Below are 19,838 nucleotides of genomic sequence, written 5' to 3' on the forward strand. Positions count from 1 at the left end.
GGCGCAAGCAGCTATCTATTTGATAGTGACGATCAAACCGTAAGAGCCGGCCTAGTTGGGCCGGAATTCGATGATCATGGGTGTCGGCACCCGGCCATCGACATCGCGCGGCAGCGAGCCGGTGCGAACGATGGCCTTGAGCACGGCGTCGTCCCAGGCCTTGTTGCCGCTCGACGCGATCAGGCGCTGGCTCATGATGGTGCCATCGGCGGTGGTCCGCACCTCGACTTCCGCCTTGGGGTTGCCGGGGATGTCGTCGTTGAAAACCACATTGGGCAGGACCCGTGCCCTGACCTTGCCGGCATAACCCGCCGATGGGCCGCTGGCCTTGGCCGCACCGGCGCCAGACGGTCCGTCGGAATTTCCCGCGCCGGCCATGTCCATGATGCGCTTCTGAATGGCCGCCTGGCGTGCCTTTTCCGCGCCTGCCGCTACTGCGGCGGCCTTTTGTTTAGAGGCTGCGGCGGCGGCCGCTGCCTCTTTCTGTTTTTCGGCATTGGCCGCAGCCGTGGCTGCGGCAGCAGCAGCTTTTTGTTTTTCAGCGGCTGCCTGTTTCTGCTTTTCAGCCGCAGCGGCGGCAGAGGCGGCAGCGGCCTGCTTTTGCTTCTCGGCAGCGGCGGCATTGGCGGCGGCGGTGCGTTTTTCCTTCTCCTTCTCCTTCTCTCTTTCCCTCTCGTTGGCCAGTTGCCGGGCCTCCTGCTTTTTCGCCTCTGCCTTTTCAGCCACTTCCCGGGCCTTGCGCTCGGCCAGGTCTTCCCGGGCTTGCTGTTCCTTTTCCTTCTTTCGCTCCAGTTCCCGCGCTTGCCTGGCCTGCAGTTCGGCCTCGCGTTTTTCCTGCAGCTTTTGCGCCTTCAGCACTTCAGCTTCTTTTTGCTGCTGGAGCAGCTTGCGTTTCTTCTCTTTTTCCAGCGCAATGTCCACATCGGGCAGCGGCGGCGTTTCCTTGACTTCGGGCGCCGTGGCAACGGGCGGCGCAGGCCGGGGCGGCGGCGCTGGCGCGGGAGGGGCTGGTGGTGTGGGCTCTGGCGCAGGTGCTGGAGCCGGCGCGGGCGGTGGAGGCGGCGGCGGGGCCTGAATCTGCCGGGGCGCCGCCGGTTGCGGCACGCCCGACCACAGTTCGGCTTCAAACGATGCCGCTTCGTCGGTGCGCTTCCAGTTCACGCCCCAGGTCAGCGCGGCGATGAGCAGCACATGGACCAGCAGCGCCAGCCCGAACGCGCGCGGCGATCCCTTGTCGCGCGGCGGGGCAAATTCAAGGCGTTCTGCGTTGCTGGACATGGCTTTCCGGAGGGGCTTGCGGTTGGGCGGGATGAATTACTTGCTGGTTTGCACCGACAGGCCGACACGGGCCACGCCGGCTTTTTGCAGCGTGTCCATGACCTGCACCACGGTTTCGTACTTGATCGACTTGTCGGCGCTGATCACCACCGGCACGGCCTCGGCGCCTTGCGCTTTCACGTCGGGCTCCCGGCTGACGATATCGGCCGCCACACCGCCCACGGTGCTCGACACCGTGTCGGTCTTGAAGCGGATCTGCAGGCTTTCGTCCTTCTGAATATCGATGCGCACCGGGCTCAGGGGCTGCTTGGACGCCTGGCCCACCTTGGGCAGGGCAATCATGCTCGGCGTGATCAGCGGCGCCGTCACCATGAAGATGATGAGCAGCACCAGCATCACGTCGATGAAGGGCACCATGTTGATTTCGCTGATGGTGCGGCGTCCCCGGCCGCGTGAACTGACTGCTGGCATGGCGGTTTCCTTAAACTGACGGTGACGGCCGCAGCATGGGCCGCGTTACAACAAGCGTGGAGACATCTTCTCCCCACCAGCAGGGGCCGCGGGGCCGGCTTTGCCGGGCCGCAGGCGCAGCGGCCCCCTCGGGGGGCAGCGCAGTACGCGAAGCGACAAGCGTGGGGGCCATATCTTTAGTGGCCTGAAGGCGATTGCGCGCCCAGGTTGCGCTGCAAAATATTCGAGAATTCTTCGATGAAGGTTTCCAGGCGGTTCGCGATGCGGTCGATGTCATGCGCAAAGCGGTTGTAGGCCACCACGGCGGGAATGGCCGCGAACAGCGCAATCGCCGTGGCCACCAGCGCCTCGGCAATGCCGGGCGCGACGGTGGCCAGCGTCACCTGTTCCATCGCCGCCAGCCCGGTGAAGGCATGCATGATGCCCCAGACCGTGCCGAACAGGCCGACGTAAGGCGACACCGAGCCGACCGTCGCCAGGAATGACAGATTCGCCTCGATCGCATCCATCTCGCGCTGGTAGCTGGCCCGCATGGCGCGGCGCGCGCCGTCGAGCAGCGTGCCGGCGTCGCTGATGTGGCGCTCGCGCAGCTTCTGGTATTCGCGCATGCCGCTGGCAAAGATGCGTTCCATCGAGCCCGAGGTCTTGGCGTTCTGCGCCGCGCCGGCAAACAGGTCGTTCAGGCTGGTGCCCGACCAGAAGCCCCGGTCGAATTCATCATTGAGTTGCTGGGCGCGCTTGAGCGCCACGATTTTGCGGAAAATCGCCGCCCAGCTGGCAATCGAAATGCCGATCAGCAAGGCGACGACGGCCTGGACAACCCAGCTGGCATGGAGGAGGAGGCTGACAATGGAGAGGTCTTGGTTCATGTTGAAGCTTTTTTTATCATCAGTTTTTCAAGCTGTCCAGAATGGAAACAGGGATGCGCCGGGGTTTCAGGCTGGCGCCGTGGACCCAGCCAATGCGTATCAATCCTTCACACAGCAAGGTGGCCGGCGGGTGCTCTGCGCGCTCTGATTTTAGTAGCGCCTGCTGCTTGAGCGTCATGGACGCGCGGCCGATGTCGATCATGCTGGCGGTCACCACCAGTTGATCGTCAAGACGGGCAGGGCGGTGGTAGCGCAGCGTGGCGTCGGTCACCACGAACATGCAGCCGCTGCTGTCCTTCAGGCTTTGCTGCTGAATACCGAGTGATCTGAGCCATTCGGTGCGCGAACGTTCAAAGAATTTCAGGTAATTGGCATAAAACACGATGCCGCCCGCGTCGGTGTCTTCCCAATAGACGCGGACATCCCACTGGAATGTGGGGGGTTCTTTTACTTGATCAACCAAGCACAGACTCCAGCCGCGTCACGGCTTCCTTCAGCTGCGCCATGGAATTGGCGGTTGAAAATCGCACGAACTGCTCTGGCGCGGCATGGCCGAAATCGCGGCCGGGCGTGACGGCCAGATGCGCGCGCTTCATCAGTTCAAAGGCGAAATCCCAGCTGCCGCTCACGCCCAGCCGGGCCGCCGCAGCGGTGCAGTCGGCATAGGCGTAGAACGCGCCATCGGGCATGACGGGAACGCGCAGGCCCAGGCGGTTGAGTTCGGGAATGAAGTAGTCGCGCCGGGCCTTGAACTCCGCGCGCCGGCGTTCGTATTCGGCCAGGCTTTCAGGCTCGAAGCAGGCCAGCGCGGCATGCTGGGCGACCGTGCTGGCGCAGATGAACAGGTTCTGGGCGATGCGTTCGATGACCGGCGCCAGCGCTTCGGGCACCACCAGCCAGCCGAGCCGCCAGCCGGTCATGCTGAAGTATTTGCTGAAGCTGTTGATGCTGATGACGCTCTGGCCGAGTTCGCCGGGCAGGGCCAGCGCCGAGTGGCCGAAGTGTTCCTCGTAGCTCAGGCCCAGGTAAATCTCGTCGATCAGCGTAATGCCGCCCCGGCTGTGGACGAATTCGTGAATGCTTTTGAATTCCTCGGGCGCAATCGAGGTGCCGGTCGGATTCGATGGCGATGCCAGCAGCACGCCGCGCGCCCGGTCGTTCCAGGCGGCTTCGACCTTCTCGCGGGTCAGCTGGAAGCGTTCGCCGGCGGTGGTCGGGATCAGCACCGATGTGCCTTCGGCGGCGCTGACGAAATGCCGGTTGCACGGATAGCTGGGGTCCGGCATCAGGATTTCGTCGCCGGATTCGATCAAGGCCAGGCAGGCAAGTTGCAGCGCGGCCGAAGCGCCTGCCGTGATGACGATGCGGCCGGGCGAAACGTCGGCACCAAAACGCGACGCATACCAGCCGCTGATCCGCTCGCGCAAGGCCGGCAGGCCCATCGCCGGGGTGTATTGCGTGTTGCCCTGCGCAATGGCCCGGCTGGCCGCTTGCTGCACCAGTGGCGGCGCGGTGAAGTCAGGCTCGCCGATGTTCAGGAAAATCATTGGTGCGGCGGTATGGGCCACCTGCTGCGCCATCGCGCTGGCGGCCTTGGCAACTTCCATGACGTAGAAAGGCTCGATGCGGGCGGCCCGCTGGGAAATTTTCAAGGCTGGGCTTTCAGGAGGGCAAGGAACAGGTTTTCAGGCCTGGCGCGATTGGTCGGCAGCGACTTCCCTGGCGCGCAGCGAAGGTGCCATCTTGTGCAGCACGCCATTGACGTATTTGTGGCCGTCGGTGCCGCCAAAGGCCTTGGCCAGCTCGATGCATTCGTTGATCACGACGCGGTAAGGCACATCCACGCAATGGGTGAATTCATAGGCGCCAATCCACAAGATGGCATGCTCCACCGGGGATATTTCGGCCATTTTCCGGTCGAGCAAGGGAATGATGGCGGCGTCGAGCGTTGTCTCCGATTCGATGCAGCCGTGCAGCAAGGCATCGAAATGGGCCGAATCGGCCTTGTGAAACCCGACCAGGTCGCGGGTGAAGGCGTCGATCGAATCGGGCGGGTTCTGGCCGACCAGGTGCTGGTACAGGCCCTGCAGCGCAAATTCGCGCGCGCGGGTACGGGCCGATTTGTCGGCAGCCTTTTTGACGCCGGTATCGGTCAGGCCGGTGCGGTATTGCGGCGGTCGCTTGGTTTTGATGAGGGGTTCAGCCATGAAGCTCCGTTGGATTTTTGTAAGGTGGGATGTTCAGGCAAGCGCTTCGAGGAGATTCGCCATTTCGACCGCCACGCGCGCCGCATCTCGGCCTTTTTCAGTTTGCCGCGCCTCGGCTTGCGCCAGGTTTTCGACCGTCAGGATCGCATTGGCAATCGGCAACTGGTAGTCCAGCGCCAGGCGCGTCACGGCCGCGCCGCTTTCGTTGGCGACCAGTTCGAAATGATAGGTTTCACCGCGAATGATGCAGCCCAAGGCGATCAGCGCGTCGAAGTTTTCGGTTTCCGCCAGTGCCTGCAGCGCGCAAGGTACTTCCAGCGCGCCGGGCACTTTCACATGCGTGATGTTCTCTTCTTTCACGCCCAGGGCAGCGAGTTCCTGGCGGCACGCTGCCGCCAGGATGTTGGTGATCCCTTCATTGAAGCGCGCCTGCACGATCCCGATCGAGAGTTTTTTGCCGTCGAGATTTTCGCCCAGGCCTTTGTCTGCATTGAGCATGGTGCGCTTTCCTTAAACGGTTTCGGGTTGGGGCTGGGCTTGGTGCTTGCCGATGTAGCCGACGATCTCCAGGCCATAGCCGTTCATGCTCGGCATGCGGCGCGGGTTGCCCATCAGCTGCATTTTCTGCACGCCGCATTCACGCAAAATCTGCGCACCCACGCCGTAGGTGCGCAAGTCCATGCGGCCGCGTTCCGGCGCCTGGGCGGCTCTGGCGGTGCCTTCAAACTGTGCCATTAGCTGCGCGGCGCTCTCGCCGCAGTTCAGCAGCACCACCACGCCCCGGCCTTCAGCCTCAATGTGCTTCAGGCTCTGGTCCAGGCTCCACGAATGCATGGTGCGGCCGGTCTCTAACAGGTCGAGCACCGACAGCGGCTCGTGTACGCGCACCGCCACGGTGTCGTCGGCTCCCCATCGCCCCTTGACCAGCGCCAGGTGCAGGTCGTGGCTGGTCTTGTCCTTGAAGGCATGTGCGGAAAATTCGCCAAAAGCGGTCTGCAGTGTGCGGCTGCCGACCTTCTCCAGCAGCGATTCGGTGCGGCTGCGGTGTTCAATCAGGTCGGCAATCGTGCCGATTTTAAGGCCATGCGCGGCGGCGAACACCTGCAGGTCCGGCAGCCGGGCCATGGTGCCGTCGTCGTTCATGATCTCGCAGATCACCGCTGCCGGCGAACAGCCGGCCATGCCTGCCAGGTCGCAACCCGCCTCGGTGTGGCCGGCGCGCATCAGCACGCCGCCGTCAACGGCCTGGAGCGGAAAGATGTGGCCGGGCTGCACCAGGTCGCTGGCCTTTGCATCGCTGGCCACCGCCGCCTGCACGGTGCGTGAGCGGTCAGCGGCCGAAATGCCGGTGGTCACGCCTTCGGCCGCTTCAATCGACACCGTAAAGGCAGTTGAGTACTGGGCGCCGTTGCGCGCCACCATCGGCGGGAGTTGCAGCCGTTCGCAGCGCTCGCGCGTCAGCGTCAGGCAGATCAGGCCACGGCCGAAGCGTGCCATGAAATTGATGGCCTCGGGCGTCACATGGTCGGCGGCGAGCACCAGGTCGCCTTCGTTCTCGCGGTCTTCTTCGTCAACCAGAATGACCATGCGGCCGGCGCGCATGTCGGCGACGATGTCTTCAACAGGGGAAATCAGAGGGGTCATTTAGAGAGTTGCTTGTTTGAGGGGAGAGTCCTGGAGCATGCGCTCGACATAGCGCGCGATGAGGTCGATTTCCAGGTTGACCGGCGAGCCCTGGCCCAGCTGGCCCAGTGCGGTATTTTGAACGGTGTGGGGAATCAGGTTGATGCTGATCTCGCAGCCCGGCGCCTCTTCGGCATGGCCCGCCAGATCCTGTACACGGTTCACCGTCAGGCTCACGCCGTTGACGGTGATGGAGCCTTTGTAGGCCAGGTATTTGCCCAGCGACTGCGGCGCGCGGATACGCAGCTCCCAGCTTTCACCCACCTGGGCGAAATGCGTGACGCGGCCAATGCCGTCCACATGGCCGGACACAATATGGCCGCCAAGCCTGTCATGGGCGCGCAAGGCTTTTTCAAGGTTGATGACGCCGGGCTCGGCCAGCCCGCAGGTCTTGTCCAGCGACTCGGCGGAAATGTCGATGGTGAAGCAGTTGTTGGCGGGGTCCAGCGTCGTGGCCGTCATGCAGGCGCCGTTGAGCGCAATGCTGTCGCCCAATCCCACGTCATCGAGATAACCCGGAGGTGCTTCGATGGTGAGACGGTTGCCATGGTCTGAAGAGCTGCCCAGGCGATGGATGGCGACGATGCGCCCCATGCCGGTGATGATTCCGGTAAACATGCCGTATTTTCGCAGGGAAAAGAGCCATATCGCCTGGACGGGCAGTAAAGGCGTTGAAAAGGCTGCCGGATGGCCTTGGACCGACTCGGGCAGGAAGGCTTCTAGAACTGGTCCCGCCCGGCGACACGGGCCACGATGCGCAAGTCAGCGCCCACCCGGTCAACGGACTGGAACTGCAGCGCCACCGCATCAGCCAGCGACTGCAGGGGACCGAACGCCGCCATGCCCTGGCCCGGCCCGAGCAGCTTGGGTGCCAGGTAAAGCACAAACTCATCGACCAGCCCGGCGCGGATCAGCGAGCCGTTGAGCTTGCTGCCGGCCTCGACATGCAACTCGTTGATCTCGCGGCGGCCCAGGTCGCGCATCATCGCGGCCAGGTCCACCTTGCCATTCGCGTCAGGCAGCATGACCACCGTCGCGCCACGCGCTTCCAGTGCCGCTTTTTTTGCATCATTTTGGACTGCAGCGTATATCAGGCAAGCGCGACCAGCTATGAAAAGATGAGCGTCCAGCGGCGTCTGAAGCCGGCTGTCCACCACGACGATGTGCGGCTGGCGGGGCGTGGCGACTTCGCGCACATCGAGGCGCGGGTTGTCTTCAAGCACCGTGCCGATGCCTGTCAACACCGCGCAGGCGCGCGCGCGCCAGGCATGGCCGTCGGCGCGGGCGTCAGGCGAGGTGATCCACTGGCTCTGACCATTGGACAGCGCCGTCGTGCCATCGAGCGACGCCGCCATTTTCATGCGCACCCACGGCGTGCGGCGGATCATGCGGCTGAAAAACCCGATGTTAAGTTCACGGGATTCAGCAGCGCCGGGGCCGACTTCGACCTCGATGCCGGCGGCGCGCAAGCGTGCAAAGCCCTGGCCTGATACCAGCGGGTTGGGGTCGGCGATGGAGGCGACGACTTTCTTGATGCCTGCGGCAATCAGTGCATCGCAACACGGGCCGGTGCGGCCGTGGTGGGAGCAGGGTTCAAGGGTGACGTAGGCGATTGCGCCTTCGACTGAATGGCCTTGGGCGGCTGCGTCGAGCAGAGCCATGATTTCGGCATGCGGGCCGCCGGCGCGCTGGGTGTGGCCCTGGCCCAGAATGGTGCCATCGTTCGTACTGATAAGCGCGCCAACACGTGGATTTGGTGATGTCAGCCGCAAGGCGTCATATGCGAGCGCCAGTGTGCGTTTCATTCGCTGGCACCCGCGCATTGATCAGTGCCTGAAGAGGGTGCTGAGTAGGTGCATATGCGCCCCCGTCCCGTTCTGGAGATGACGACACCTTTTCGGTAGCTCGTGCCCAGAATGTTGGAAGAAAAAACCACCCGGCCGGCATCGGCGCCAAGAACAAAGCCACTCGCGTCGAAACCGATCAAGTTTCCAACGGTTGTGTTTCGGGCAACTTGATATTGCAAGACACTGCTGTCTGCCTCCCTGACGGTGGTAATAAGTGTGTCGGTTCCCTCGGTATAGGCCTTGTCATTATTCATGTCAACGTAGACGCGCCAGCCCCGACTCCAGTCAGTAGAAACTAGCGGCTGCACAATGGCTTGCCTATTGTTCTTGATGGCTTCGCCGCGTGCCTGCATGACGGAAACCAAAAGATCGCTCGCAGTGACGTTGAGTTTTTGCCGAGCAATCATGCGCTGGAAATCAGGTGCTGCAAGACCGGCGATGATGGCAATCAATGCGATGACGACCATGAGTTCAATCAGCGTGAAGCCCTGCGTTTTTGCAGGATAGGAACGCGTCAAGGCCAGCATTGCTTTTCATTCTCTGTTCGGGCTGTCCCGTTGTAAGTGCAGCCCTTATCGCCATTGCTTGTGATGTAAAGCAGGCTGACCGGGTCATTGCCTGACCGCATGCTTGCCTGCAACTCAACGCACTGATTGAGCGCCACGGCTGTAGTGCCGCTTGTGCATTGAACTGCAGCAATGCTACATGCACTTGCGGCCAGAGAATCGCCAGAAAACGACTGGGTTTTTGACGTGGCGGCGCCAGTCGCAAACGTAACGTACTGATTGAATTGCGTGTAATACCTTTCCTGCTGTTGCATTGATTGGAGCAAGCCGCTGCGGCACTCTGCCCTTCTACCTTTGCGAATCTGCTCGGTGTATGCCGGATACGCGATGGATGCCAAGATTGCAATGATGGCAACCGTGATCATCAATTCGATCAGGGTAAATCCGTCGCTGCCGTGTTGCCGGTGATGGTTCATGTCAATTTTTGAAATTTCTTATTTCCCGCCAGCTGATACGGCCAGCCGTAATTTGGCTTGCTGTTGGAGTGGTGGTCTGGGAACCGACGTTTCCGGCGCTGGTGAGGCGTGTTCCTGTGCTGACAACGGTATCGCGGACCGTGTATTTGCGTGTTCCGTCCGCACGGCGGGTTGTGTAGGCGTTGTCCAACTCCAGTGAAATGTAGTTTGGCCGGCTCAACAGTCCTATGGAACTGCTGACCTGTATAGTGCCCGCAGCTTCACCAGTCAGTGAATTGAGTGTGTAACTTCTTCCGTTCCCGTCACCAGAGCAATCTCCCGAAGGAATGATTGAGTTCAAGGTCACTGAGGTTAAGCCCTGATCTCCTTCGACTGCGATGCGCTCACGACCGTTGGGCAGATCGAAATACCAGCCTTTCTTTTCGCCAGAACCCGTACCGAGCGTAAAGTTTGTTATTGTGATGGTAACGGCGCTGGTGCTTTCTGCCGCTGTCTGTTGCTGAAGGCTGTTCCTAAGCAACCCATAATCGGATGTGGCTGTGCCGCCGCTGTCCCAGACGCCATAGATGGTCTGCGTGCCACTGGACGATGCGTCAGCCTGTTCTATGAACTTACCAGATCCAAAAACCACCATGACGCCGCGCTGCTTGGCAGTGGTGATTACCGGCGCAATCGTTATAGGTTGACGCGTTCCTGCGCTGTCCAGAGCCGTGAAAAGTGGCTTCTTGGCCCCTGCATTTACCTTGACAATTTTGTTGTTGCTGATGTTTGCGCTGCTCAGTCCCTCAGTGAAGTCAAACTTCCAGAGTTGGCCCTGTAAGTCACCGCCATATATAGTGGTTGTTTCCCCAGCATCCCCAACTAAAAAGCCCGGATTTGCCAAGCCATTGGCAAGACTCGTGCTTGCTGCTGGAACCACGATTTTGAAGTAGTTGGTGCCTTCCGTCCAAGATTCGCCAGGAGTCTTGTCAAGACTAAGCAGGAACAGCGCTTGATCCCCGGTAGTGGTGTACCTTCCTGACCCGTCGTTCACATAGTTGTTGTATCCGCTGCCTGCAGCAACAAACCATTTATAGCTTGGTGTCCCGCCTGTCGTGTTGGCAGGAATCTTCAATTTGACTATTTTGGGTTGCGTTACAACATTTCCCATCATGGGGTCGTCCTGGTCGGTGAACTCGAAAAGAATTTTGCTCGCTCCTGTAGAGCCATCTTCGAATGTATTGGGGTTGGTCACGTCAAGCGCAAAGATGCCTTGCGCACCGCCTCCCATGCCGCTTGCCAATACGGTGCGCCAACCCGTTCCCAACTTTGCTTCCCCCACCTGGGGAACTCCATCGACAAAAGGGCGGTGTTGGTAAGCAACGCTGGTCAACTGATTGAGGTTTTTGGCTACGGCCAGTGGAATATAGGCAAACAGCTCCTTTCCATCGGAAGCTCGGAGGGCATGCAGCATGCCGTCATTTGCGCCCACGTAAAGAGCGGCTGTTCGCGTGGCTGCTGTCCTTGAAAAAGCCAGATAGTCATCATCGCCCACAAGGCTTGGATCGGCTTCCCTCTTGTATATCGGGCCTGAGTTAATGATGTCACCCATCAGGCTGGTGCGGCGGCGGAAGGTGTTGCTGGCAGCGCCTTCCTGCGACCTGTCTCCTCGGAGGTAGCTGACCCGCAGAGCTCCAAGGCTATCGGCTGTGCCAGTTAACGGATTCGCATTGAGTCCATCACGCATGACGGCATCAAATTGGTCCAGGTTTTCAGGGGTGAACGCAATGCCCGGGTTGCTGCTGGCCTGCCTCCGATAGGTAAAGATTTTTCTTTCAGCAGGTTTGACATACGGATCAACCGCCGCAGTCGATGTGACAAGGGTTGAGCCTGCTGTCAGTATCGTGCCGGCATCCCATGCCACATTTTGCAGGGCGTCGATGGTGTTTGTGGTGGTGTTGAGTGCCAATGACGATTTGATCACCGTACCCGACCAGTCACGAGAATCGAAGCGCGGGGCGTAAAGATCCCCATTTGGCGAACTGGTACTGAAGCGTTGGGAACTGAGCGAGGACACCGACACCGTTCCGCTTTGAGCACTAGCCGAGGCAAAAAACTTGCGGATGCCAGCGATCATGCGTTGGGCTTGGCTGGCCAGTGCATAGCCATCGGGTACGTTGGCCAGGGAGGGGTCTTCCCATTCCTTGTTATTGATCTGCCCGCCTGAGGTCTTAAACGGGTTGCCATCATCATTGGCGTCGCTGAACCAGCCATATTTGCCTGCTAGGTAGAAACTGCTGTTGCGTGGCTTGATGCCACGCGTATTGCCGTCAATCAAGCCATTTCCTCCTTCGTCAACGTCAATGGTGAAGGTCTTGACGCGAATGTCCTTGAGCGATTGCGTCTTGCCATCCACGGTGAGCGAGTCCTCGCGGATAGGCTGGGTGTTGGCCCAGTAGGCTGCACCCGCCCAGTAATAGGCGCTGGATTGCGATCCGGTGCTCTTGCTTTGCAGTGTGGTGTTGTCTGAAACAACATTCGGGTTGCCCAAGGTATTTTGAGCGCGGCCCAAAGCATCGGTATAGGGGTAGCTGACGCCGGTTTCAAAGCCTGTCAGCAGATTTGTCCAATCCACCGCACTGAAAGTTTTAGTGGATGAACCCGGGATGGCCAGCGCTGCCCTGGCGGGATCAGTGCTGGTCTCAGACACACCACCAGTTCCGTGCCCTGGCAGTTGCTTGTCATAGTGGGTGTTGACATCACCAATGGCTAAAATGAAATTGCGTCGCTGGCAGCCATTCTGAATTGGATCGGTCCAGGTCTTGTAAATCGGAAAGTTGTCATACATGGCGGCTGTCGTCAGATTGCCAACCGCCGTATCCGTGGGTTGCAGGCCCTGAAAATAGCGCAGTGTCTCGTAGTACAACTCGCCTACCGGATCATTGCTTTTGTAAATGCCAGTGCTGCCAAAGTTGTTCAGGTAATTGGTCACCCCACTGGTGGTAAAGGCGGGTGCTCCTGCGGGGAAGGCGCTTGATCCGCCGACGGCATTAAGCGGGTCCGTGACAAAAACGCCGGTGCTGGCATCCCATTCGGCTTGGGTGTTGGATTGGAGAACGCCACTGGTATCGCGGTATTGCGAGCCTAAAAACTTCATGGGTGCGCGCAGTACGCCGCCATAGCGGCCATTGCCATTTTCAAGAGCGTATCCAAAAGCGGATACCCGAACGCCTTCGGCTCTGGTTTGCAGCTCGCCAATAGGTTTGTAAACGCCAGAGCTTGCTGTCTCATTCGGGTAACGCTTGCAAAAACGAACGCCATCCGAACCTTGCCGGCTCGGGCCTTCGGTGTTGTCGCACACCTGAACGTAGGCTTTCATCTTGGCCGGCGACGTACCATTGGTGTAAGCCCTATAGCCGGTGCCTACACTGGCTTGGTACCAAGTCGGAGTTTCCTGGTAGTAGTTATAAAGAGGCGTGCTGAAATATGCCTTATATTGAGCCATGCGGGTGTAAAGCCGATAAGTCTGAATGTTGTTTATGTTTGATCCATTACCTCCATCGGGACACTTGTCATCCGAAGAATTAATTCGGAGTCGAACATTTGTGACATTGGCGCCAGAGCCAGAACGACAAACACGATGGGTGGTGTTGTGGGATTGTGTTCCAACGGCCCCAGCGCTACCCCAGTTTGAGGAATTGAGTTCTTCCTTGATGCCTTCGTAATAGGCTGTTCCATGGGCTCCCGTGTTGTCTTGCCAGATATAGCTCTGAATACTTGTGTCTGGTGCGTCGGTCGGTGGTATAACGTTCGTCAATTGCCCGGTTGGGATATAGCTATAACTAGATGGATTGTCACCTGTGCGCTGTGGGGTGGTAGATGTGCCAGTTACAACCGCCATGTTGCGCGGCGTCGGACTCACCGCTTCTGGCACCAGGGTACCAGCCACCGGGTCAGTACCCGTGGGCATGACAGTTGTCGTGGCTTCCGGTACGTTGCGAACCCATTGCTTGCTGCCTGCGGGGTCGAGCACATAGATGATGGAGGCTGTATTCGTGGGTATAAACGGAAAGTATTGAATCGTGGGAGTACTGTTCAGATTAGGAACAAGCGGTGCAAAGATGTTGGTATTGCCTGGCGTGGTGCAATCGCCGCCTGAACTGGCGTTGCCTACGTACATCAAGTTGTTGCACGAATTAAAATAGACTGTGCCACTGTAATTGCTTGTTGCGCCAGGGGTGACGAACTGCGGCGTTACCTTGCCGACCAGATCGGAATTAACCTGTTTTTGCGGAAAGTAAGTGGCATTGCGTATGCCGCCAAAATTGGAGGGAAGGTAAGCCCTTCCCAATACAGTTTTATTGGCAATATCCAATGCTCGGTTTCCCCCGGTGAGCGCATAACGCAACAAGTCAATCGAAGAGGTCGCGGCATAGTTCAGTACATTGCCGCTGTAGCCTGTGCCACTTCCAGACACGTTGCAGTATTTATTGCTATCAACAGAACCAGTACGCCGGAAATACTCGCCCTTTAATACACTGGTGTCATTGGCATCGAAATACTCGTAGCATCCTTTCGGGTCCCAGTAGCCCAAGTATTCTTGGGCGTGATCGTAGGTGCCTGAACGGTAAGCAGCCCCTGCGGTCGGAAACTCTACCGACAAAGCCAGCGCAATGTTCACTGCCTGCGCTGTGACCGTCAGCGGACCCAGGCTGAGATCGACTGAGGGAATAGGCGTGGTCTGCGCACCGCTTCCAGCTACAAGCATCGCTGCAGCGCAGCATGCAAACCATGAGAGTGTTTTGCGGATTTTCATAGTTTCAGCATTTGAGTATCGGGCTCGGCTTGAAGACCACGCTCTGCAGCATGACTTGGGTTTGCTGGTTCATGCCGTAACCCAGACCCGTGATCAGAAACGCTTTTTGATTGGTGCAGCCGCCCGGAACGTGGTATGGAATTGTCTCCACGATATAACGGGGCAACTTTGCGGGCAGGGCACTGTTACCCGTAGAGAAGCCGCTGCCGCGCCCGGTATATTCACCCAACGTAACGTAACGCCTGGAGGAACCGGTGTCTTCAAAATTAATGGATTGATAAAAGGGCGTGGTTGTCGATGTATTGGTATTGCACAAGCCACGGTTTTCGGCCGTAGCGCCGCAGCCTTGGGCAAACAACTGAAGGTTGCGGCTGTCCAACTCAGCCTCACGGCTGTTGCTTTCTGTGTTGGGACCCATGATGTCTATCTCGGCATCGCCCAAGGCCGCTTCGGCAGCCTGAAAGGCAATTTGCCGGTCCCGGTCGTTGCGCGCAGCCTTTTCGCTCAGCAAGGTCAGGCGCGCGCCAAATGCCGTCATCATAAAAATCGCGCTGAGCATGATGAGCACGACAATGAGCGACATGCCCCGCTGGCCGGAGCGTTGAGCATGAAAAACAAGTCGGTTGGCAACCATGACCATCAATCCTGGGGGTTGCGCAGTTTGAACGTTGCGTTGAACACGCGCCTGAGTCTGCCGTCATTCGGTGCAGTGAATACCAGGCCTGCCTCGGTGCTGCTACCTGTAAATTCTTTTCCCAAAGGATAAAGATTGTTTTCAGTCGCTGTGGCGGATTGACCTTGAGAACTGCCCAAGTCTCCACGAATAACCAATCCAACACGGATAGCAACCACCTGCTGCCAATTGGTAACGCTTTGTCCGCTCACCCATTGCCGGGGCACGCTGTCGCCGTTGGTGTCCAGGCCGTACATGACCTGGAATGTTTCCACGCCTTTGAGAATGGGTTGCGTATTGCGGGTCAGGGTTGTTGCTGTCGGATCTCCACGTGAAATGCACTGCAGCGACGGCTCGCCTGTACTATCGTTAGCAACCCAGAACAGGCTAAGGGCCACATCATCAGCATTGAGCGGATAATTTTGGGCAACGCCCTGGCAGTCGATCATGGATCCGTCAGGTTTGGTAGCGTCGGTGGCTAAGCTTGAGCCGTGAAACCGTAAAGCAAGTGTGTCACTCTGGTTGATCCCTCCGTTGTTCGTTGCTCCGTCATTCGTGATGCTGGTGGCTACGGTAACTTTAGAATTGTTGAATCCACGCACGGTCGGGAACGAGGAAGCCACGAAACGCCGACTATTGTCATCTCCATCTCCATCGCGCTGGGTGTAGTTCTGATAGCCTGCCAAGCGTGCCGCCTGACCAATGACTTCAAGCGCAAAGCGTCCGTTTTCCTGAATTTCCTGGCCGGCGTCTACAGTTCGATAACTTGAAAGTGTCACGGAATATAGTGCTGTCGCAGCCAACGTGATCAGGCTGGCCAGGACCAGCGAAACCAGCAGTTCAACTAGGGTGAGACCACGTTGCGCAAAAAGGGCAGCGGGCGTCATCGTCAATCCTCGAAATCTTTTTGATTTCCAAACACGGTAATGACAATCCTGGGGCGATCATCCGTTGCGATTGCCTGCATGACTTTGTCGTTCTTAGCGGTCTTGGCCGCCCATCCCAACTTGATCATGATCATGTCGCCCTGGTCGTCGCAGGCCCAGCGATACAGGCCTTCACTAGAACCCGAAGTGTCTTTAGGCGCGCTATCCCGGCAAACTTTTGCACGTCCTCCGGGAAGGTCTGTAGTTACCCTGTTTTTCCATTCATTGAGCATGAAGGCCGTCAATTGGGCTGGCGTACACGCAGCCGAGGTGCCTTTGCACTCCGTTATCGTGCCTGTGTTTGCAATGCTGGTATCCAGAACGCTTAAAGCGCTTGTGCCTTCGGACGCTGAGATTGAGGCCGATGGAACCAACTGCGCGATTTCTTCGTAATCCCGGGCGAGTTGTGTTGCAGTAGCGGCTTGGGTCGAGAACTGGTTGCTGCGTAAAGTCGCGAGTTGCAGGCCTGCCGTTCCCAGCATCCCGATAGCAAAAATCACCAGAGAAACCAGAATTTCTATCAAGGCAAATCCTTGATTTTTTTGTAGATGGAGGAACTGGCCAGATCGTTGCATAGCCGAAGTGTATCTGCGCCTCACACTTATTTAGGCAGGATCCGACAGATGGTTAAAAATGGCGGATAAGCGTAACTATGGCGACTATTTGTTAGCCTATACGTCTACCGCCCCACCTCATCCACCATCGCCCTGAACTCGTCAATATCCTCAAAACTCCGGTACACGCTGGCAAAGCGGATGTAGGCGATCTTGTCGAGTTTTTTGAGTTCCAGCATGACCAGTTCGCCCAGGCGGTTTGAGGCTACCTCGCGCAGGCCCAGGCTCAGCAGCTTTTCCTCGATCTGCTCGACCGCCGCATCGATCTGCGCGGTGCTGACCGGGCGCTTGCGCAGCGCCAAGGTCATCGAACCCAGTATCTTGCTGCGCTGGTAGTCGGTGCGGCGGCCGTCCTTCTTGACGATGGCCGGAAAGCTGACGTCGGCGCGCTCGTAGGTGGTGAAGCGCTTTTCGCAGGCCGCGCACTGGCGGCGGCGGCGTATGAATTCGGCGTCTTCTGAAACCCGGGTTTCGACCACCTGGGTTTCAAGGTGACTGCAAAAAGGACATTTCATGCGTCCTCCCGGCAATTTTTGAAGCGTTTCAGGCCGTTTGCGCAACAGCCACGGGCGCAAGCAGCTATCGATTCAATAGCTGCCGCGCCGTTCATGGCGTTCAGCCGTAAACCGGAAACCGGCTGGTCAGGGCGTGAACCTTGGCGCGAACCGCTTCGATGTTGGCCGCATCGCGCGGATTGTCGAGCACGTCGGCAATCAGCTGGGCCGTCATGCGCGCTTCCTCGTCGCCAAAGCCGCGCGTCGTCATGGCCGGGGTGCCAATGCGCACGCCGCTGGTGACCATCGGCTTTTCCGGGTCGTTCGGAATGGCGTTCTTGTTGATGGTCATGTGGGCGCTGCCCAGCACGGCTTCGGCTTCCTTGCCGGTGATGCCCTTGGCGCGCAAATCGACCAGCATGACGTGGCTTTCGGTGCGGCCGCTGACGATGCGCAGGCCGCGCTCGGTCAGCGTTTCAGCAACGATTTGCGCATTTTTCAGCACTTGCTGCTGGTAGGTCTTGAACTCGGGCGACAGTGCTTCCTTGAAGGCGATGGCCTTGGCCGCAATCACATGCATCAGCGGGCCGCCCTGCAGGCCGGGGAAGATGGCGCTGTTGATGGCCTTTTCGTGCTGGGCCTTCATCAAAATGATGCCGCCGCGCGGGCCGCGCAGGCTCTTGTGCGTGGTCGAGGTCACCACGTCGGCATGCGGCACCGGGTTGGGGTAGATGCCGGCGGCAATCAAACCGGCGTAATGCGCCATGTCCACCAGGAAAATCGCGCCGACATCCTTGGCCACCTTGGCGAAACGCTCGAAATCAATGCGCAGGCTGTAGGCCGACGCGCCCGCAATGATCAGCTTGGGCTTGCTTTCGTGGGCCTTGCGCTCCATCGCGTCGTAGTCGATTTCTTCCTTGTCGTTCAGGCCGTAGGACACGACATTAAACCACTTGCCGCTCATGTTGAGCGACATGCCGTGCGTCAGGTGGCCGCCTTCGGCCAGGCTCATGCCCATGATGGTGTCGCCAGGCTTGAGGAAAGCGAGGAACACGGCTTCATTGGCCGACGCACCGCAATGGGGCTGCACGTTGGCGGCATCGGCGCCAAAAATCTGCTTGACGCGGTCGATGGCGAGTTGCTCGGCCACATCGACGTGTTCGCAACCGCCGTAGTAGCGGCGGCCGGGGTAGCCTTCGGCGTATTTGTTGGTGAGCTGCGAGCCTTGCGCGGCCATGACGGCGGGCGAGGCGTAGTTTTCGCTGGCAATCAGCTCGATGTGGTGCTCTTGGCGGGCGTTTTCAGCCTGGATGGCGGCAAAGATTTCGGGGTCGGTCTGTTCGATGAGAATGTTGCGGTGGTACATGGCAGTCCTTCAAGACTTCGGTTCCTTGTCCTTTGGCTCTGTTTCAGAGCAGAGGAAGCAAGGGCTGCCCAGGCGAACGGCTGAACGCTTTTTGGCCAAATGGCCGCAAACGGTGCGCTTCCCCGTGGTGTCCCACGTCCGCACCGATGGTTGTAAAACCCCGGTGCCTATCGCCAGTCGCGCACCGCGCTAGTGTAGCGCAGGGTGCTTGCCCGGCCAGTTCTCAAGCCTTCAGGACTGGTCTAGTTGCGCCACATCCTGTGAAGGCTTGCGGTCGGATGACTGGCGCTGGGTCTCGGCTGGAAAGGACACCGATGTGGTTTGCGCGGGCGCTGACGCTGCAACAAAGCGCGGCGTGGTGGTGGGCGGGCGCTTGCCGCCGACCACGGCCAGCAGGCGGGCGCGTTCGGCCATCACCTTGCTCGCATAGCCGCCGTCGCTTTCCAGATTGGCGGCGCCCACATAGTATTTCAGCCCGCCTTCGATGGAGCCGGCGCGTGTGATGCATTCCTGCAGCACCTTGACGCCAACCCGCAGGTTGGCCACCGGGTCGAAGGCCGCGAGTCGGCCGCCGATCTTGGCGTATTTGTCATGATGGACCTGCGTCATCACCTGCATCAGGCCCTGGGCGCCCACCGGGCTCTGGGCGAACGGGTTGAAACCCGATTCGATCGCCATGATCGCCAGGATCAGCGTCGGGTCGAGCTTGACGTTGTGGCCGATCTCGAAGGCTTCGGCCACCAGCGTTCCGACGGGCTCTTGCGCCACCGAATACTTCTTGCTGATCCACGAGGCGACGGCCGCCTGCTGGCTCGACAGTGCCTTGGGCTTGTCGGCTACCGGCCGCTCGGCCACCACGACCACGGTTTCCCGGGGCGTGAAGCTTTCCGGTTCAACCACGATTGCGCGCCGTTCCTGCAGCCAGGCCATGAGCTTGACCTCGCCGGTGTCGCGCAGGTCGGGCCGGGCCATCAGCGTGACCACCGCAAAGGCCACGACCAGGCCCAGAAGGGCAAAACTGCTGTGCGTTATCACGAAAAATCCGCGGGCAATGTCGTCGGCAACCGTCCCAAGGCCGCTCCGCACATTCTTAAAAAGATCCTTGACGTTGAAATCAGGACGGTTGTTCACTAGCGCTGTCATAGCACTCCTTTCTTTGCATGCAGACCTTGGAGGGTTGCGCAGGCTTTGATTGGGTCGCCATCAAACCAGGCAGATGCCTGCCGGTTGTTGACCCTCGTTGATACTGCCGGGGAAGGCAGCGCGTTCGGGTAAGCCCTTATCTTTGTGGGACTTGAGCGCATTCTAGTTTCCGGTTAAATAACCTGTCAATAATAAAGAATTTGTTTGATATATCTAATAATGTTTGAAGATGGCTTTTTTCGTGGAATAATGCTTCATTTCATGCTTTGCTGTGTTTCTTTGCAAAGCTTGCTTCAGGTAACGTTTGGGGCCGATGGGTTTGGGCAGTGCTTCGGCTGCAGCCTGAAAATGGCCAAAGAAAATCTCAATCACCCCGGTTTGCGTGATTGAAAAATTAGGCTTGCCGGCATGATGCGGCGGCTTTAACCTTCAGTTGTCCGAGTTATTCGGATGCCAACCGGGTAACCAGTCCCGGTAATACCCGGAAGCA

20 protein-coding genes and 1 riboswitch are annotated in these 19,838 nt (G+C 58.9%); all 20 genes read right to left on the reverse strand.

Annotated features, from left to right (window positions below; translation table 11 throughout):
* Positions 1-51 precede the first annotated feature (51 nt).
* The 20 genes from tolA to EC86_RS28470 all read right to left on the reverse strand — a co-directional run bounded on the left by tolA (position 52) and on the right by EC86_RS28470 (position 19,720).
* Positions 52-1,278, reverse strand: coding sequence for a cell envelope integrity protein TolA (gene tolA, locus EC86_RS0102035; protein ID WP_029524045.1), 1,227 nt, complete (start codon positions 1,276-1,278; stop codon positions 52-54).
* Between the two features lie 36 nt (positions 1,279-1,314).
* The gene (locus EC86_RS0102040) at positions 1,315-1,749 is read right to left on the reverse strand and encodes a biopolymer transporter ExbD (RefSeq protein ID WP_029524046.1); all 435 of its coding nucleotides are present in this window, start codon (positions 1,747-1,749) and stop codon (positions 1,315-1,317) included.
* 176 nt (positions 1,750-1,925) lie between these two features.
* A complete protein-coding gene (tolQ, locus tag EC86_RS0102045; RefSeq protein WP_029524047.1) occupies positions 1,926-2,618 on the reverse strand; it encodes a protein TolQ in 693 nt (230 codons plus the stop codon).
* A gap of 19 nt (positions 2,619-2,637) precedes the next feature.
* Complete coding sequence (gene ybgC / locus EC86_RS0102050) at positions 2,638-3,081, reverse strand: tol-pal system-associated acyl-CoA thioesterase (RefSeq protein ID WP_029524048.1); 444 nt, start codon at positions 3,079-3,081, stop codon at positions 2,638-2,640.
* On the reverse strand, positions 3,074-4,270 hold the full coding sequence (locus EC86_RS0102055; RefSeq protein ID WP_029524049.1) for a pyridoxal phosphate-dependent aminotransferase: 1,197 nt from the start codon (positions 4,268-4,270) through the stop codon (positions 3,074-3,076). The genes ybgC and EC86_RS0102055 overlap by 8 nt, the downstream gene beginning before the upstream one ends.
* A 33-nt stretch (positions 4,271-4,303) precedes the next feature.
* Complete coding sequence (gene nusB / locus EC86_RS0102060) at positions 4,304-4,825, reverse strand: transcription antitermination factor NusB (protein WP_029524050.1); 522 nt, start codon at positions 4,823-4,825, stop codon at positions 4,304-4,306.
* Between the two features lie 33 nt (positions 4,826-4,858).
* On the reverse strand, positions 4,859-5,323 hold the full coding sequence (gene ribH / locus EC86_RS0102065) for a 6,7-dimethyl-8-ribityllumazine synthase (RefSeq protein WP_029524051.1): 465 nt from the start codon (positions 5,321-5,323) through the stop codon (positions 4,859-4,861).
* A 12-nt stretch (positions 5,324-5,335) separates the two neighbouring features.
* The gene (gene ribBA / locus EC86_RS28460; RefSeq protein WP_029524052.1) at positions 5,336-6,469 is read right to left on the reverse strand and encodes a bifunctional 3,4-dihydroxy-2-butanone-4-phosphate synthase/GTP cyclohydrolase II; all 1,134 of its coding nucleotides are present in this window, start codon (positions 6,467-6,469) and stop codon (positions 5,336-5,338) included.
* On the reverse strand, positions 6,470-7,126 hold the full coding sequence (locus EC86_RS28465) for a riboflavin synthase (protein WP_029524053.1): 657 nt from the start codon (positions 7,124-7,126) through the stop codon (positions 6,470-6,472). It lies immediately after the preceding gene.
* Positions 7,127-7,227: 101 nt separating this feature from the next.
* Positions 7,228-8,313: a bifunctional diaminohydroxyphosphoribosylaminopyrimidine deaminase/5-amino-6-(5-phosphoribosylamino)uracil reductase RibD gene (gene ribD / locus EC86_RS0102080; RefSeq protein WP_232229757.1), complete on the reverse strand. Its 1,086-nt coding sequence runs from the start codon at positions 8,311-8,313 to the stop codon at positions 7,228-7,230.
* Entirely contained in the window at positions 8,310-8,882 is a 573-nt protein-coding gene (locus EC86_RS26840; RefSeq protein WP_051675677.1) for a GspH/FimT family pseudopilin, read from the reverse strand. The genes ribD and EC86_RS26840 overlap by 4 nt, the downstream gene beginning before the upstream one ends.
* Entirely contained in the window at positions 8,870-9,337 is a 468-nt protein-coding gene (locus EC86_RS0102090; RefSeq protein WP_029524056.1) for a type IV pilin protein, read from the reverse strand. Before EC86_RS0102090 ends, EC86_RS26840 begins: the two co-directional genes overlap by 13 nt.
* A 1-nt stretch (position 9,338) precedes the next feature.
* Positions 9,339-13,997, reverse strand: coding sequence for a pilus assembly protein (locus EC86_RS0102095; protein ID WP_198026742.1), 4,659 nt, complete (start codon positions 13,995-13,997; stop codon positions 9,339-9,341).
* A 139-nt stretch (positions 13,998-14,136) separates the two neighbouring features.
* A complete protein-coding gene (locus tag EC86_RS0102100) occupies positions 14,137-14,766 on the reverse strand; it encodes a pilus assembly PilX family protein (protein WP_198026743.1) in 630 nt (209 codons plus the stop codon).
* A 5-nt stretch (positions 14,767-14,771) separates the two neighbouring features.
* Positions 14,772-15,692 carry a PilW family protein gene (locus EC86_RS0102105; protein WP_029524059.1) on the reverse strand — a complete coding sequence of 307 codons (921 nt, stop codon included), beginning with the start codon at positions 15,690-15,692 and terminating at the stop codon, positions 14,772-14,774.
* A 2-nt stretch (positions 15,693-15,694) separates the two neighbouring features.
* A complete protein-coding gene (gene pilV / locus EC86_RS0102110) occupies positions 15,695-16,306 on the reverse strand; it encodes a type IV pilus modification protein PilV (protein ID WP_156955172.1) in 612 nt (203 codons plus the stop codon).
* Positions 16,307-16,410: 104 nt separating this feature from the next.
* Positions 16,411-16,860 carry a transcriptional regulator NrdR gene (nrdR, locus tag EC86_RS0102115; RefSeq protein ID WP_029524061.1) on the reverse strand — a complete coding sequence of 150 codons (450 nt, stop codon included), beginning with the start codon at positions 16,858-16,860 and terminating at the stop codon, positions 16,411-16,413.
* A 100-nt stretch (positions 16,861-16,960) separates the two neighbouring features.
* Positions 16,961-18,205, reverse strand: a complete 1,245-nt coding sequence (glyA, locus tag EC86_RS0102120; protein WP_029524062.1) for a serine hydroxymethyltransferase — start codon at positions 18,203-18,205, stop codon at positions 16,961-16,963.
* Positions 18,206-18,264: 59 nt separating this feature from the next.
* Positions 18,265-18,396: riboswitch (ZMP/ZTP riboswitch) on the reverse strand.
* A gap of 40 nt (positions 18,397-18,436) precedes the next feature.
* The gene (locus tag EC86_RS0102125) at positions 18,437-19,348 is read right to left on the reverse strand and encodes a lytic transglycosylase domain-containing protein (protein ID WP_029524063.1); all 912 of its coding nucleotides are present in this window, start codon (positions 19,346-19,348) and stop codon (positions 18,437-18,439) included.
* A 213-nt stretch (positions 19,349-19,561) separates the two neighbouring features.
* Positions 19,562-19,720, reverse strand: a complete 159-nt coding sequence (locus EC86_RS28470) for a hypothetical protein (protein ID WP_156955174.1) — start codon at positions 19,718-19,720, stop codon at positions 19,562-19,564.
* Positions 19,721-19,838: the final 118 nt, after the last annotated feature.

It is taken from the genome of Polaromonas glacialis (assembly GCF_000709345.1).
Taxonomy (GTDB): domain Bacteria; phylum Pseudomonadota; class Gammaproteobacteria; order Burkholderiales; family Burkholderiaceae_C; genus Polaromonas; species Polaromonas glacialis.